Genomic DNA, 15676 nt, shown 5'->3' with positions numbered 1-15676 from the left:
TTTGAGATATCGCTTTAACCGCAAGGAGCGATCGAAGACTAATATACTCAAGTAACCTCAAGGTACTTGATTATACCCCAATGATTTGACGTAGCCGTGGTGGTGGCTGAGCAACACCACATAAAGCTTATTACTTTATCGCTAAGTCATAGGGGGATACTGGAGGAAGCAAAATGTCTGCATATCTAGAACAATATCAATGGGCGAAAGAGCAACCCGAGCAATTTTGGCAGCAGCAAGCGAAACAGATTGATTGGTTTGAAGCGCCAAAGACGATCTTAGCTAATGATGAAAATAGCATCGAAAGGTGGTTTGCTGATGGTGTATTAAACACCTGTTGGTTGGCGCTGGATTACCATTGTGAGCAAGGGCGAGGTGAAAATACGGCGTTGATTTATGACTCGCCAGTGACGGGAGCTAAACAAAGTTACACTTACCAAGGAATGCGCGATCAAGTGGCACGAATCGCGGGCATGCTGGCGAACCAAGGCGTGACAAAGGGCGACCGTGTGGTGATCTATATGCCGATGATCCCGGAAGCGGCGATGGCAATGCTGGCCTGTGCACGCCTTGGCGCTATTCATTCGGTGGTATTTGGTGGTTTTGCCCCAAATGAACTGGCCGTACGTATTGAAGATGCCGAACCAAAAGTCGTGTTAACCGCATCGTGCGGGATTGAAGTCAATAAAGTGATCCCCTACAAACCGATGGTCGATAAAGCGATCATGGATAGCCGCTGGAAACCAGAGAAAGTGTTTGTTTTACAGCGCCCTCAGTGCCCAGCAGAATTGACTCAAGAGCGAGATATCGATTGGCAGCAAGCATTTCAAGCCGCGCTTCCTCACGCTTGTGTCCCTGTGCTTGCTATTGATCCGCTTTATATCCTTTATACCTCGGGCACCACGGGTAAGCCGAAAGGGGTTGTACGTGATAATGGTGGTCATGCCGTTGCGATGAAGTATTCAATGTCTACTATCTACAATATTCCGCAAGATGGTGTCTTCTGGGCGGCGTCGGACGTGGGCTGGGTTGTGGGTCACTCTTATATTGTCTACGCACCACTGATCCATGGTTGCACAACGATTTTGTATGAGGGTAAACCAGTACGTACGCCAGATCCTGGTGCATTTTGGCGAGTGTGCGAAGAGTACCAGGTTGATGCTTTGTTTTCAGCACCAACCGCATTTCGCGCAATCAAGAAAGAAGATCCCGATGGCGATTGCCTCAAGCAGTATGACCTATCATCACTCAAGGCGATCTTTATGGCGGGTGAACGTCTTGATCCGCCAACATTAGAATGGGTCGAGAGTAAAGCGAACAAGCCGGTGATTGACCACTGGTGGCAAACGGAAACTGGCTGGGCAATTGCGGGCAACCCGACCGGTGTCGAGCTCATGCCAGTTAAAGCAGGCTCGGCGACTAAGCCAATTCCAGGTTATCAGGTTGAAATCCTCAACGAGTTAGGTGAGCCTGTGGCGGCGAATCAACAAGGCTTTGTGGCACTCAAGCGTCCATTGCCACCAAGCTGCCTACCTACGGTATGGCGCAACCACGATCGCTTTGAAACCGGTTATCTCAGTCAGTTCCCAGGTTATTATGTTTCTGGAGACGGTGGCTATTTTGATCAAGAGGGTTACCTATTTATCATGGGGCGCATTGATGACGTAATCAATGTTGCCGGTCACCGTCTATCTACCGGTGAAATGGAAGAGATTGTTGGCGGTCATCCTGCAATTGCAGAGTGTGCGGTCGTGGGTATCCATGACGAGCTTAAAGGGCAACTTCCACTTGGTTTCGTGGTGCTCAAAGATGGCGTGAGCATTGACTCGTTAGAGCTGGAAGGTGAGTTAGTCAGTAAAGTACGCGATTCGATTGGCGCAGTAGCCTGCTTTAAGCATGCCTTAGTGGTCGAGCGTCTACCCAAGACTCGTTCCGGTAAGATTTTGCGTCGCACGATTCGTCAAATCGCTGATGGCGAATCCTACACCGTACCATCAACTATTGATGACCCAACCAGCATCAGTGAAATTGAACGCGTGCTGAGAAGCTAGTTGTTCGTCTTAATATGCCAAAGGAGCGTTGTTTTAGCGCTCCTTTTTTCACTTTTCAACTGCCTTCTCCATATCTCTATTCCTTAATTCAACTTCGTTACTCCTAACTATTACCACCACTCCTTTGATGACTCTGTTTACTTTAATTGGTCTGTACAATTTTGTGCTTTCGATCACTATTGATGAAATTATTTTTAGTTTAGCTATGGGCAAACACAGCTATAAACCAAATTAACCCATTGTTATTTTTGGTTTATTAGTGATTCTATGTTCGTTGTTATTAAAATTGGTCTGTACAATTTTGATAATTGTAATGAGATCTTGATCTGAGTATTAGACCAATATTTACACTACTATCGCTTTGAAAATAACCAAAGTGATAAAAGAGCCATGGCTGAAAATTCTAAACGTCTGTATGTCAAAGTCGCGAATGACATCATTGAACAAGTTAAACAAGGTATCTATCAGGTTGGAGATTGTATTCCGCCAGAAAGAAAGCTTGCCGAACAGTTGGGAGTGAGCCGCACTGTTGTCCGAGAGGCAATGGTTTATCTAGAAATGCAAGGTATTGCAGATATTCGCAAAGGTGCTGGGGTTTTTATTGTCAATGACACCAGAAGCCTAACGGTTAAGAACAACCAGCCTGAAGTAACACCATTTGAGATTCTTCAAGCTCGGCTAATGATCGAGCCGCAACTCGCTCGATTTGCGGCTGAGAATAAGACGCCTGAGTTAATTGAAGAACTGTCGAATTGCATCAAGATGATGGAATCCTCGATGTTCTTTTCTGAAGCAACGCTTCGTCATCAAGCCTCGGTTGATGCTGATCGCCAGTTCCATAAAGCCATTAACCGAGTTTCGGATAACCCACTAGTGATTAACTTCTATGAGGAGTTGATGACGTTACATATGGCGGGAGACATGTGGAAACGCATGGATGAACTTGCTGATGAGCCGGCTTCTAGAGGCCAGTGGATCGCTGACCATAAATTAATTTTTTCTGCAATTGAACAGGGAGATGGGGACAAAGCTTATCAATGTATTCACGATCATATTATGAATGTCATCGTTGAAATTACAGAATAAAGCAGAGCTCCTACCTGAATAAATAAACATAAAAACAAAAGGTATTAACTATGAACATCAACATGAAACTCTCTACCCTACTACTAGCTGCTGCGTTGCCATTTTCCGCAGTTGCAAAAGACTACACGTTAAAGATTTCAATGTCAGTGGGTGAGAAAGACCCTATGTATGCTGGCAGTATGGTGATGAAAGAAGCCGTCGAATCACGTACAGACGGTAAGCTGAAAATTGAGGTTTATCCAAGTGGACAACTAGGCTCGATGGAAGATATCCAAGAGCAAGCAATGTTTGGTGAAAACGTAGCAGCGTTAACGGATAGTGGACGTTTGAGTGTGTTTTCAAAAGAGATTGGTGTCATCGGCGTTGCTTATGCAGCGAAAGATTACCAAGAGATGAAACGTATTGTTGAGACCGATGTGTTTAAAGGCTGGGAGCAAAAACTTGAAAAAGAAGGTCTACACGTTTTGTCATTTAACTGGTTCCAAGGCAGCCGTAGCTTCTTCACCAATAAAGAAGTGAATAAGCCAGAAGATCTTAGCGGGTTGCTGATTCGCACGCCAGGTGCGGCGGTATGGTCTGAGTCCGTCCGTTCACTAGGTGCGACGCCAACAGCATTGCCATGGGCAGAGACGTATCCAGCGATGCAACAAGGTACGGTAGATGGATTCGAAGCTCAGTTGCCAGCCGTAATTTCAGGTAGCTTACAAGAAACGGTGAAATTTGTAGCAGAAACAGAGCACTTCCAATTGATGACGGCTTTGGTGGTCAGTGAAGACTGGTTCCAATCACTACCGGAAGAGTATCAAACTATCTTAACCGAAGAGTCTTATAACGCAGGAAACTATGCGTCAGAGCAGGCGAATGCACAAATCGCTGAATACAAGCGAATCATGCAAGAAGACTATGGTGTGAAGTTTGTGCCAGTAGATAAAACACCATTTATTAAAAACGCTCAAGCTGTGTTCAAAAAGCTAGGTTATGAGCAAGAGTATCAACAACTCCAACAAGCGCTTAAATAAGCAAATTAAAGAAGGGTAGGGAGTATGTTGTACCTAAAATCGTTTAATGGAAAAGTTTTAAAGTGGGAAGAAAACATTGCGGGTATCTGCTTGTTTTTGATCTCCTTCCTAGTCTTCTTTGCTGCATTGCTGCGTGCGGTTGGACATCCTCAAGCGTGGATGTCTGACCTCAGCCAACTGCTATTTGGTTGGGTAATCTTTTTGGGCAGTGATTTAGCATTAAGCCAAAAGCGTCATATAGGAGTAGAGTTTTTCGAAGAAAAATTGCCTATGGTCTGGAGAAATAGAATTGCTGATATCTGGTCTATTTCGATAATAGGATTTTTAGGTTTTGTTGCATATTACGGATGGTTTCTTGCGACGAAAAGTCGTCGAGAGTTTGATTCTCTCGAAATAAGTGAATTCAACGTTGTTATTTTCTTATCCATTTCATTTTTATGTTTAATTGCTTTTGATTTCTATCAAAGTAATAAAAAACACATTCAAGGTTACTTAATGTCATTAGTCGTCTTGCTTGTATTTGTTGGTTACATATTAATGAATTGGGATGTTAGTAAACAAGCCGAGCCACTTAGTTATGCATTTTTAATTGCTTCAGTACCAATTGGTTGTGTATTAATGATTCGTACTGAATTAGTGAGTGTTTTAGAGAGATGGAGCAGAAAAAATGGCTGATTTTATTAACTCACTAATATCACCGATGGGTGTTTTGGTTATCAGTTTTATTGTTTTTCTGATGTTAAGAATGCCACTGGCATTTGCCATTGCCATATCAAGTGTTTTGTTTTTTGTCGTGGATGGTGCTTCATCGTTTATCATTCCTGTACAGAAGATGGTTCTGGCATCTCAAAACCCTGCGTTGCTTGCGGTACCTTTCTTTGTCTTTGCTGGTAATTTGATGAACTCTGCGGGGATTACTCAGCGTCTGATTGCTTTTTGTTCGAAAATTACTGCGCATTTAGTCGGGGGCTTAGCCCATGTTACCGTGCTGCTTAGTGCGATTATGGGCGGCGTATCTGGCTCAGCAGTTGCAGACGTTGCGATGCAATCAAAAATCCTTGGTCCGGACATGCTGAAACGCAAATACTCAAAAGGTTTTGTTGCAGCATCGATTGGCTTGAGCGGTCTAATCACAGCTACGATTCCACCAAGTATCGGCCTTATCTTATATGGCTTTGTTGGAGAGGTATCGATTGGGCGTCTGTTTTTAGCGGGTATCGTTCCTGGTTTACTGATGACGGTTTTCCTTATGGTGACAGTCAGTATCGTTGCTAACAAACGAGGCTATATTCGCGAGCAAGAACATAAGACGCCAGCTAAAGAGGTCTTCATTACACTTAAAGAGTGTTTTTGGGCATTGTTGTTCCCAATCCTGCTTATCGTGACGATTCGCTTTGGTATCTTCACGCCGTCAGAGGCAGGTTCATTCGCGGTGTTTTATGCGTTGTTTATTGGTTTGTTCGTTTATAAAGAATTAACCATAGCTAAAATTGTTGAAGTGCTTAAACAAACGGTAGTCGACAACGCTGTCATCATGTTGATTATTTCATTCTCTGGAATATTCGGTTATGTAATCGTTGATAATCAAGTGCCACAATTTTTATCGAAAGAAATATTAGATATTACTACACATAAGTATTTCCTTTTGGTGATTATTTTAGTGTTCTTAGCTATTGTCGGTATGTTTATGGAAGCGACAGTTAATGTCCTTTTATTAACGCCAATTTTCTTGCCTATAATTCAAGGTGTTGGGGTTGACCCTGTTCACTTTGGTATTTTGATGATGATAATCGTGACAATGGGTGGCATGACTCCACCAGTTGGGGTAGCAATGTTCACGGCATGTTCAATATTGGATTGTCCAACTAAAGATTACATTAAAGAATCAGTTCCATTTTTATTAGCGATATTCCTATTGTTGGTTGTTTTAATCATATTTCCTGACTTGGTGCTTTTCTTACCAAATATGGTTTACAACTAATACCAATATAAAAAGTTAAATGCATTGATATTACAGCCTTTCTTTCAGGAGGGGTTGGGGATTCTTTCGAGGTTTTAAAATGAAAATTATAAAAGCAGAAGTGTTTGTTACATGCCCAGATCGTAACTTTGTCACGCTAAAAATTACAACAGAAGACGGTATATATGGCGTTGGCGACGCGACTCTTAATGGACGTGAACTGTCAGTAGCTTCGTACTTGCAAGACCATTTGTGCCCGCAGCTAGTGGGTATGGATGCGTCAAAGATTGAAGACATTTGGCAGACATTCTACCGTGGTGCCTATTGGCGTCGTGGTCCTGTGACTATGACGGCCATTGCGGCAATTGATATGGCCCTGTGGGACATTAAAGGTAAGGCTGCTGGCATGCCGGTTTATGACCTACTGGGTGGTGCATCGCGTGAAGGTGTGATGGTTTATTGCCATGCGACAGGTCACAGCATTGATGAGCTACTTGAAGATTATGCTAAGCACCAAGAAATGGGCTTTAAAGCGATTCGAGTGCAGGCCAAGGTTCCGGGAATTGCGAGTAACTATGGTATCAGCAAGTCAAAGGGCTCGGCTTATGAACCTGCGTCCAAAGGTATTCGTCCTAACGTTGAATCATGGTCAACAGAGAAGTATCTAAACTTCGCTCCAAAGATGTTTGAAGCCGTGCGTGATAAATTCGGTTTTGATGATCATATATTGCATGATATTCACCATCGTTTGACGCCAATGGAGGCGGCTCGTTTAGGTAAGAGTATTGAGGACTACAAACTATTTTGGATGGAAGATCCAACGCCTGCAGAGAACCAAGAAGCGTTCCGTTTGATTCGTCAACATACAACAACACCGATTGCTGTAGGGGAAGTATTCAACTCTATTTGGGATTGTAAGCAGTTAATCGAAGAGCAGTTAATTGATTACATCCGTGCAACGGTAACCCATGCTGGTGGTATTACGCACATGCGCCGTATTGCTGATTTTGCGGCAATGTATCAAGTGCGTACTGGCTCTCATGGCCCTTCAGATATCTCGCCTATTGGTATGGCCGCAGGTTTGCACTTAGATATGTGGGTGCCAAACTTTGGTCTACAGGAATTTATGGGCTACTCCGAGCGCATGCAATCGGTGTTTGAGACAAATTGGACCTTTGAAAATGGTTATATGCATCCGAGTAACAAGCCTGGTTTGGGCGTTGATTTTAATGAAGAAGAAGCCAAAAAGTATCCATATCAACCAGCGAACCTACCAATAGCTCGCCTTGAAGATGGCACTTTGTGGAACTGGTAATCCATTGACAGCAGCCCTGTTCTAGGGCTGCTTTATTTATCCTGCAGAATAGAGAATAGTTTAATGAAGACGATCGCCAATCATCAATTACCCTGTGAAGTTGTTCAGTCGACCTATGCCAAGAACAAACTCAAATCCAAAATTGTTCATTTGGGCTTTGGTGCTTTTCATCGTGCCCATCAGGCGTTATATACCGATCAAACGAATCAAGTTGAAGGATCTGATTGGGGGATTTGCGAGGTCAACTTATTTGGTGGAGAGGATTTAATTGAATCTTTGCGTGCCCAAGATCACTGCTTTAGCGTTGTTCTTAAAGGTGCTGAAGGCACTCAAGCTCATATCGTACGCTCGGTTACCGAATCACTTCATCCAGAATTTGATGGTTTGCCTGCCGTTTTAGAGAAAATGGCGGAACCACAGGTGGAAATCGTTTCTCTTACTGTTACCGAGAAGGGATATTGTATTGATGCGGCTACTGGCAAGCTTGATTTAAATAATCCATTGATTGTCGCTGACCTTACGAATCCAAGTTCACCGAAAACGGCATTGGGTATTATTGTGCAAGCGCTTAAGCTGCGCCGCGAGCGTGGTCTGGATCCATTTACTGTGATGTCTTGCGATAATATTCAAGAGAATGGCGCGGTGACTAAAGGCGTCATACTTGGGTATGCAAGTTTGGTTGAGCCAGAAATGCGTGATTGGATTGAAGCGAATGTCACCTTCCCCTGCACTATGGTGGATAGAATAGTGCCAGCGGTAACTGCGGAAAGTCTAAATGAAATCGCTCAGACTCTTGGCTGTGAAGATCCTTGCGGGGTGGTATGTGAGCCTTTTCGTCAGTGGGTAATTGAAGATAACTTTGTATCAGGCAGACCTAACTGGGACATCGTCGGCGCAGAATTCGTCGATGATGTTGTGCCGTATGAAGAAATGAAATTGCGCATGCTGAATGGCAGTCACTCGTTTCTTGCTTATATGGGTTATTTAGCTGGTTATGAGCATATTTCTGACACAATGGAAGATCCTGCTTTTAAACAAGTGGCTTTAGATTTAATGCTTAAGGAGCAAGCCTCTTCATTGGTGATGCCTGAGGGGACTGATTTAGTGGCGTACGCGAATATGCTGATCGATCGCTACTCAAACCCGAACCTTAAACATCGTACCTGGCAAATAGCGATGGATGGCAGTCAAAAGATCCCACAACGTTTAGGCGGAAGCTTACACTACCATTTAAAACATCAGAGTAGTTTCAAAATTATTGCGACAGCGATTGCTGGTTGGATGCGATATGTTTCTGGTAGTGATGAACAAGGTAAGCCGATTGAAGTGAGTGACCCTATGTCACAACAGTTGCGCACAATTTGTGATGCGCATGGCTTGAATGTGTCGGTTGTACCTTCGTTACTTGCTCTTGAGTCTATATTTCCTGCTGAAATAGGCAAAGATCAGCGAGTGATTGATGCTGTAAGCAACGCTTATCAATCTTTGCTTGATAAGGGCGCTCGTCAGACCGTTGCTGACTTAGTCGTGGAGTAAGATCATGAAAATGTTTCTGTGTGAAGATTTTCTACTTGGTAATGACATTGCTCGCGAGCTATACCATGACTACGCGAAAGCTATGCCTATCTATGATTACCACTGCCACCTAAACCCTAAAGAAGTGGCGGAGAACCGTCAGTTCGATAACTTGGGGCAAATCTGGCTGGAAGGCGATCACTACAAATGGCGTGGTATGCGTTCAGCAGGAGTGCCAGAGTCACTGATCACAGGTAAAGAAACTTCGGATTATGACAAGTTTCAAGCGTGGGCGAGAACGGTTCCACAAACTCTGGGTAATCCACTTTACCACTGGACTCATCTAGAGCTGCGTCGCCCATTTGGCGTAACGGGTAAGCTATTTTGTCCTGAAACCGCCGACGAGATTTGGCACGAATGTAATGAGCTATTGGCAACCCCAGAGTTCTCAGCTCGTGGCATCATGAAGCAAATGAATGTGGTCATGGCGGGAACCACTGACGACCCCATTCATACGCTTGAACACCACAAAGCGATTGCGGAAGATGAAAGCTTTGACGTGGAAGTGGCACCAAGCTGGCGTCCTGACCGTGCGTTTAAAATCGAGCTTGAAGGCTTTGCTGAATACATGACACTGCTAGGTGAAGCGGCAGATGTGGAAATCACCCGTTTTGCTGATCTGCTTACCGCGTTAGAGTGTCGTCTTGAGCACTTTAGTGCCCACGGTTGTCGCGCGGCTGACCACGGTATCGAAATTGTGCGTTACGCAGCAGTACCAGTCGAAAGCACGCTAGATAGCATCCTTGCCCGTCGCCTATCCGGTGAAACGCTATCAGATCTAGAAATTGACCAGTTCTGTACTGCAGTACAAGTATGGCTAGGCAAGCAATACGCAAAACGCGGTTGGGTGATGCAGCTACACATTGGCGCACAGCGTAACAACAATACGCGTATGCTGCGTCAACTTGGTGTGGATTGTGGTTTTGACTCAATTGGTGACCGTCCATTTGCTCTGCAACTTGCTTGCCTAATGGATGCCATGGATGTGACCAATGAACTGCCAAAAACAATTCTGTACTGCCTAAATCCACGTGATAACGAAATGATGGCAACTATGATGGGTAACTTCCAAGGCGGTGGTATCGCGGGTAAGATCCAATTTGGTTCAGGTTGGTGGTTTAATGACCAAAAAGATGGCATGGAACGCCAAATGCAGCAACTTTCTCAATTGGGATTACTGAGCCAATTTGTCGGAATGCTAACAGACTCTCGCAGTTTCCTTTCCTATACGCGACATGAGTATTTCCGTCGAATTCTTTGTAATATGATCGGACAATGGGCAGAGAAAGGTGAAGTACCACGCGATCTGCCGATGCTAGGAAACCTGGTGCAAGATATTTGCTATAACAACGCAAAAAACTACTTTTCATGATCATGTTGAGGCAAGTTAGTATGCTTGCCTTTTTCTTCATATTAGTAAGCAACCTCAAACAATCACTCTGTGATTTGATACTTACAATAAAGGGTAAAAACTAGAACAGAAATTTTTATTCGTAAAAATGAATAATGACCCCTCCTTTCTCTGCGCATGCTCTAGTTAAATTAGCGAAAAATAATGCCAAGCAATTAACGTTTAATCTCTCCTGATTCTCACCAAAATTACTCATTCAATTGCTCACGTTTTTCCTCAAAATGCAATATCTAAATTTTCTGTCCAGTAACAAATATTTTACTCACTACGTATGTAAATTAATCTGTATTTGTTTGAATGTTGAGCTTTGGACTAGATGTTAGCAAATCCTTACTCATTGCAATATCGCCCTATATGTATGATTTTATTGATTTTATTTTAATTATTATAAAGAGGAATCCTATCAATTGAATTCATTTGGCGAAAGTGTTACCTAGATCTATTTGTTTAAATTATGTAAATAGTAATCGCCTGATGATGGATAAATTATTTTAATCAAAACAAGAAAAGTGGCTAATGGTAAGAATTGGTTACTTGTACTAGAAAAATTATTTATTAATTCGATATTTTTATCTACATTGATCCCACTATTTGTGGCATATTACATGCGTTATTTACCATCTGGATAGTAAACGCCTTTTCACTAGAAGGGTGGTTTTCAAATTTTATAAATAAAGCACTCTTACATTGGGTGTGTTTTGCCTATTTGGCGATTAGCACAATTCCATTTTGAGGGTAACGATCTGCGTTAAGTTGAAATTTTTCAATGGAGATTAAATGAACAACAAACTTAGGATTGCTTCTGCAATTTCGCTTGCATTGTGGTTGTCTGGTTGTGACATGTCGTCACATGCGGCATCTCAAGACCAAACACCACCGGCTGTTCCGGTAAATATCATCGAACTGAAAAGCCAACCACAAGCAATTACGATGGAATTGCCTGGTCGCAGCCGAGCGTATATGGAAGCTGAAGTTCGTCCACAGGTAAATGGTATCGTGCTTGCACGTAGCTTTACTGAAGGTGGTTATGTAGAACAAGGTCAATCTCTGTACCAAATTGATGATGCAACTTATGCAGCGGCACTGATTAGTACTAAAGCGGAACTAAAACGTGCAGAAGCAGCACTTGCATCAACAGGTGCAACGGCGAAGCGTTTTAAAGAGCTATTGAAAACTAAAGCAATCAGCCAACAAGATTTTGATCAAGCGGAAGCGGCATACCTTGAAGCGAAAGCAAGTGTGGCTGTGGCTAAAGCGGCGATCAACAACGCTGAAATCAACCTAGCTTACACTAAGGTTCAAGCGCCTATTTCTGGTCAAATTGGTAAATCTAGCGTAACGCCAGGTGCACTAGTTACGGCTAACCAGCCACAAGCACTAGCGAAGATTTCTCAACTTGATCCAATTAACGTTGATATCGCGCAATCGAGCACACAAATGCTTCGTCTAAAGCAACGTATTGCAAGCGGTCAGCTACAGCAGCCTGAATCTGCTCAAGTACGCTTAATCCTTGAAGATGGTAGCGTTTACCAGCATCAAGGTTCAATGAAGTTTGCTGAAGTGACAGTTAATGAAACGACTGGTGCAGTAACGCTACGTGCAGAGTTCCCTAACCCAGAAGGTACTTTGCTACCGGGTATGTTTGTTCGCACAATCATCACTGTAGGTACCGATCCTGCTGCGATTCTAGTGCCACAAAAATCAATCACTCGTAACCCTCGTGGTCAAGCTATCGCTATGGTTGTGGATGCAAACAACAAAGTTGAATCTCGCATCGTAACGACTGCGGAAGCGATTGATAACCAATGGCTAATTACTTCTGGCTTGAAAGATGGCGACAAGATCGTGGTGGAAGGATTGCAGAAAATTCGTCCGGGTGCTGCGGTTGCTCCGTCACTAATCAGTGATGAAAAAGCAAGCTAATAGGGATTAATAATGGCTCGTTATTTTATTGATCGACCGATCTTTGCATGGGTGATTGCAATCATCATCATGCTTGCAGGTGCGTTGTCGATTTTTACTCTGCCGGTGTCGCAATACCCAACGATTGCACCACCTACAGTGGTAATTAATGCTAACTATCCAGGTGCTTCGGCTAAAACGGTAGAAGACTCAGTAACACAGGTTGTTGAGCAGCGTATGACTGGTCTTGACCATTTGCGCTATATCTCCAGCCAAAGTGATAGTTTTGGTAATGCAACTATTACGCTTACGTTTAATGCGGAAGCTGATGTTGATATCGCCCAAGTACAAGTGCAGAACAAACTGCAATTGGCGATGCCTTTGCTACCTCAAGTAGTGCAGGCTCAGGGTGTTAGCGTAAACAAAGCCGGTAGTGGTTTCTTGATGGTTGTCGCCTTCGTATCCGAAGATGGCAGCATGGATAAAGCCGATATCGGGGACTATGTCGCGTCAAACATTCAAGACCCGATCAGCCGTGTGGCTGGTGTAGGTGATATTCAGTTGTTTGGTGCTCAATATGCGATGCGTATTTGGCTAGATCCACTAAAACTGAATCAATATAACCTAACAACCAATGACGTAATGAACGCGATTCGTGAGCAAAACGCTCAGGTTTCTGCGGGTCAGTTGGGTGCAGCTCCTTCGGTTCAAGGTCAGCAACTTAACGCAACAATCTCGTCTTCATCACTACTGCAAACCCCTGAAGAGTTCAGCAACATTGTGCTGAAGTCTGATACTACGGGCGCGAAAGTATTGTTAAGTGATGTTGCGAAGGTTGAGAAAGGCGCTGAGAGCTACATGATCGAAGGCCTTTACAATGGCAAACCAGCATCAGGTCTAGCTATCCAGCTAGCGAGTGGCGCGAACGCACTAGACACTAAAGACGCCGTTCTTGAACGTATGTCTGAATTGGAAGAGTTCTTCCCGCAAGGTCTGCAAATGGTTGTGCCATTTGATACCACGCCATTTGTAAGTAGCTCGATTGAAGGTGTAGTGAAGACGCTGTTAGAAGCGATTGTACTGGTATTCGTTATCATGTACCTATTCTTGCAGAACTTCCGCGCTACGCTAATTCCAATGATTGCGGTTCCAGTAGTATTGCTAGGTACGTTCGGTATCTTGGCGGCGGCTGGCTTCTCAGTGAACATGCTGACGATGTTCGCGATGGTACTCGCCATCGGTCTTCTGGTGGATGACGCCATCGTTGTAGTAGAGAACGTTGAACGTATCATGTCAGAAGAAGGCTGTACGCCGCTTGAAGCGACGCGTAAGTCTATGGACCAGATCACTGGTGCACTGATTGGTATCGGTCTAACGCTATCAGCGGTATTCGTTCCCATGGCATTTATGTCTGGCTCGACTGGTGTTATCTACCGTCAGTTCTCGATCACTATCGTATCTGCGATGGCGCTATCGGTACTGGTTGCGATGATTCTGACGCCAGCGCTCTGTGCAACGATGCTTAAGCAAGTTGAGAAAGGCCACGCGTACACAGATAAAGGTTTCTTCGGTGCATTTAACCGTTGGTTTGACGCTTGTACTAACCGTTACGAATCAGGTGTGGCAAGCATCATTAAACGTACTGGCCGTATGTTTATGGTGTTCCTTGCTATCACGATTGGTACGGGCTTCTTGTTCTTGCGTATGCCAACAGCCTTCCTTCCAGATGAAGACCAAGGCGTAATGTTTGCTCAAGCAATTTTGCCAGCAAACGCATCGCAAGAGAGCACGCTTAAAGTGCTTGATAAGATGGAAACTTACCTAAATACCGAAGAAGCAAACTCAGTTGAATCTGTGTTTACTGTAGCGGGCTTCAGTTTTGCTGGTATGGGTCAAAACATGGGTATGGCGTTCATCAACCTAAAACCATGGGATGAGCGTACCGAGCCAGGCACTGACGTTCAATCTGTAGCGGGTCGCGCAATGGGCGCATTCATGCAGATTAAAGAAGCGATGGTATTTGCGTTTGTACCGCCAGCGGTAATGGAACTAGGTACAGCAGGTGGTTTCGACTTCTACCTACAAGACCGAAGTGGTCATGGTCACGAAGCGCTAATCGCGGCTCGTAACCAAATGCTAGGTATGGCAGGACAAGATCCTAACCTTGTGGGTGTTCGTCCAAACGGTCAGGAAGATGCGCCAATTTACCAATTGCACATCGACCATTCTAAGCTGCGTGCGCTTAACCTGAACATTGCTGAAGTAAACTCTGTATTGGCTTCTGCATGGGGTGGTTCATACGTAAATGACTTTATCGACCGTGGTCGTATCAAGAAAGTAATGGTGCAAGGTGAAGACCAATACCGCATGCAACCTGACGATCTTGATAAATGGTTTGTACGTAACAGCATGGGTGAGATGGTTCCATTCTCTGCATTCGCAACGGGTTCATGGGAATACGGTCCACCACGTCTAGAGCGTTTCAACGGTCTACCAGCGGTGAACATTCAAGGTGCGCCAGTTCCGGGTTACAGTACGGGTGCGGCGATGACTGACATCGAAAACATGGCGGCGAAACTGCCAACTGGTTTTGGTATCGAATGGAATGGTCTATCTTATGAAGAACGTCTATCAGGTAACCAAGCACCAGCGCTTTACGCTCTATCAATCCTAGTTGTATTCCTAGTATTGGCGGCGCTATACGAGAGCTGGTCAGTGCCTATCGCGGTAATTCTGGTTGTGCCTCTAGGTGTAATCGGTGCAATCGTCGCGATGAACGCACGTGGTCTGCCAAACGACGTATTCTTCCAAGTAGGTCTTCTAACTACTGTTGGTCTAGCGACTAAGAACGCGATCCTAATCGTTGAATTTGCTAAAGAGTACTACGAGAAAGGTGCAAGCCTACGTGATGCAACACTGCACGCGGTTCGTGTTCGTCTGCGTCCGATCCTAATGACATCACTAGCATTCGGTCTAGGTGTTGTGCCACTAGCGATCAGCTCGGGCGTAGGTTCTGGTGCACAAAATGCTATTGGTACTGGTGTACTAGGTGGCATGGTGGGTTCTACCTTCCTAGGCATCTTCTTTGTACCGCTATTCTTCGTGGTAGTTGAACGCTTGTTTAGTAAGCGTGAGCGCGAAGAATACCGCCAAAGTAAATTGGAAAAAGCTGAAGCGAAATAATCTTTAGCTAACAGCAAAGCAAAAGGGTCGACATTGTCGACCCTCAGATTGATGACGAACCCCGCTTTTTCAAGCGGGGTTCTTTTTTGGAAGCGACCGTAGGTCGCGATCGCGATATTTTTTGTTATACCGTGCGCAGAAGCTTCCATTCATTACATAGGCATACAGAAGCAA

Annotated in this window: 10 protein-coding genes; all 10 read left to right on the top strand. The window is 44.3% G+C overall.

What is annotated here, in order from left to right:
* Nucleotides 1-173 precede the first annotated feature (173 nt).
* The 10 genes from IRQ95_RS10805 (at nt 174) to IRQ95_RS10760 (ending at nt 15502) form a co-directional block, all read left to right on the top strand.
* Entirely contained in the window at nt 174-2051 is a 1878-nt protein-coding gene (locus tag IRQ95_RS10805) for a propionyl-CoA synthetase (RefSeq protein WP_194436941.1), read from the top strand.
* A gap of 390 nt (nt 2052-2441) precedes the next feature.
* Nucleotides 2442-3137: a FadR/GntR family transcriptional regulator gene (locus tag IRQ95_RS10800; RefSeq protein ID WP_194436940.1), complete on the top strand. Its 696-nt coding sequence runs from the start codon at nt 2442-2444 to the stop codon at nt 3135-3137.
* A gap of 50 nt (nt 3138-3187) precedes the next feature.
* Nucleotides 3188-4156 (top strand): C4-dicarboxylate TRAP transporter substrate-binding protein, encoded by a 969-nt coding sequence (locus tag IRQ95_RS10795; protein WP_194436939.1) that lies wholly within the window; start codon nt 3188-3190, stop codon nt 4154-4156.
* 24 nt (nt 4157-4180) lie between these two features.
* On the top strand, nt 4181-4831 hold the full coding sequence (locus tag IRQ95_RS10790) for a TRAP transporter small permease (protein ID WP_194436938.1): 651 nt from the start codon (nt 4181-4183) through the stop codon (nt 4829-4831).
* Nucleotides 4824-6137 carry a TRAP transporter large permease gene (locus tag IRQ95_RS10785; protein ID WP_228481376.1) on the top strand — a complete coding sequence of 438 codons (1314 nt, stop codon included), beginning with the start codon at nt 4824-4826 and terminating at the stop codon, nt 6135-6137. The genes IRQ95_RS10790 and IRQ95_RS10785 overlap by 8 nt, the downstream gene beginning before the upstream one ends.
* Before the next feature lie 79 nt (nt 6138-6216).
* Complete coding sequence (gene manD, locus IRQ95_RS10780; RefSeq protein ID WP_194436937.1) at nt 6217-7431, top strand: D-mannonate dehydratase ManD; 1215 nt, start codon at nt 6217-6219, stop codon at nt 7429-7431.
* A gap of 63 nt (nt 7432-7494) precedes the next feature.
* Nucleotides 7495-8967, top strand: coding sequence for a mannitol dehydrogenase family protein (locus tag IRQ95_RS10775; RefSeq protein WP_194436936.1), 1473 nt, complete (start codon nt 7495-7497; stop codon nt 8965-8967).
* Nucleotides 8968-8971: 4 nt separating this feature from the next.
* Entirely contained in the window at nt 8972-10378 is a 1407-nt protein-coding gene (gene uxaC, locus IRQ95_RS10770; protein ID WP_194436935.1) for a glucuronate isomerase, read from the top strand.
* 816 nt (nt 10379-11194) lie between these two features.
* Entirely contained in the window at nt 11195-12340 is a 1146-nt protein-coding gene (locus IRQ95_RS10765) for an efflux RND transporter periplasmic adaptor subunit (protein ID WP_194436934.1), read from the top strand.
* Nucleotides 12341-12352: 12 nt separating this feature from the next.
* Nucleotides 12353-15502 (top strand): efflux RND transporter permease subunit, encoded by a 3150-nt coding sequence (locus IRQ95_RS10760; RefSeq protein WP_194436933.1) that lies wholly within the window; start codon nt 12353-12355, stop codon nt 15500-15502.
* The last annotated feature ends 174 nt before the right edge of the window (nt 15503-15676 follow it).

It is taken from the genome of Vibrio fluminensis (assembly GCF_015278125.1).
GTDB classification, from domain to species: Bacteria; Pseudomonadota; Gammaproteobacteria; order Enterobacterales; family Vibrionaceae; genus Vibrio; species Vibrio fluminensis.
The sequence above is the reverse complement of the archived record's forward strand: the minus strand, read 5'-3'. Positions and strand labels throughout refer to the sequence as shown.

What these genes read in the sequence shown, in the direction of transcription:
- uxaC (WP_194436935.1), top strand. Translation starts at nt 8,972, where the DNA reads ATGAAAATGTTTCTGTGTGAAGATTTTCTACTTGGTAATGACATTGCT.
- IRQ95_RS10800 (WP_194436940.1), top strand. Translation starts at nt 2,442, where the DNA reads ATGGCTGAAAATTCTAAACGTCTGTATGTCAAAGTCGCGAATGACATC.
- IRQ95_RS10790 (WP_194436938.1), top strand. Translation starts at nt 4,181, where the DNA reads ATGTTGTACCTAAAATCGTTTAATGGAAAAGTTTTAAAGTGGGAAGAA.
- IRQ95_RS10765 (WP_194436934.1), top strand. Translation starts at nt 11,195, where the DNA reads ATGAACAACAAACTTAGGATTGCTTCTGCAATTTCGCTTGCATTGTGG.
- manD (WP_194436937.1), top strand. Translation starts at nt 6,217, where the DNA reads ATGAAAATTATAAAAGCAGAAGTGTTTGTTACATGCCCAGATCGTAAC.
- IRQ95_RS10760 (WP_194436933.1), top strand. Translation starts at nt 12,353, where the DNA reads ATGGCTCGTTATTTTATTGATCGACCGATCTTTGCATGGGTGATTGCA.
- IRQ95_RS10795 (WP_194436939.1), top strand. Translation starts at nt 3,188, where the DNA reads ATGAACATCAACATGAAACTCTCTACCCTACTACTAGCTGCTGCGTTG.
- IRQ95_RS10805 (WP_194436941.1), top strand. Translation starts at nt 174, where the DNA reads ATGTCTGCATATCTAGAACAATATCAATGGGCGAAAGAGCAACCCGAG.
- IRQ95_RS10785 (WP_228481376.1), top strand. Translation starts at nt 4,824, where the DNA reads ATGGCTGATTTTATTAACTCACTAATATCACCGATGGGTGTTTTGGTT.
- IRQ95_RS10775 (WP_194436936.1), top strand. Translation starts at nt 7,495, where the DNA reads ATGAAGACGATCGCCAATCATCAATTACCCTGTGAAGTTGTTCAGTCG.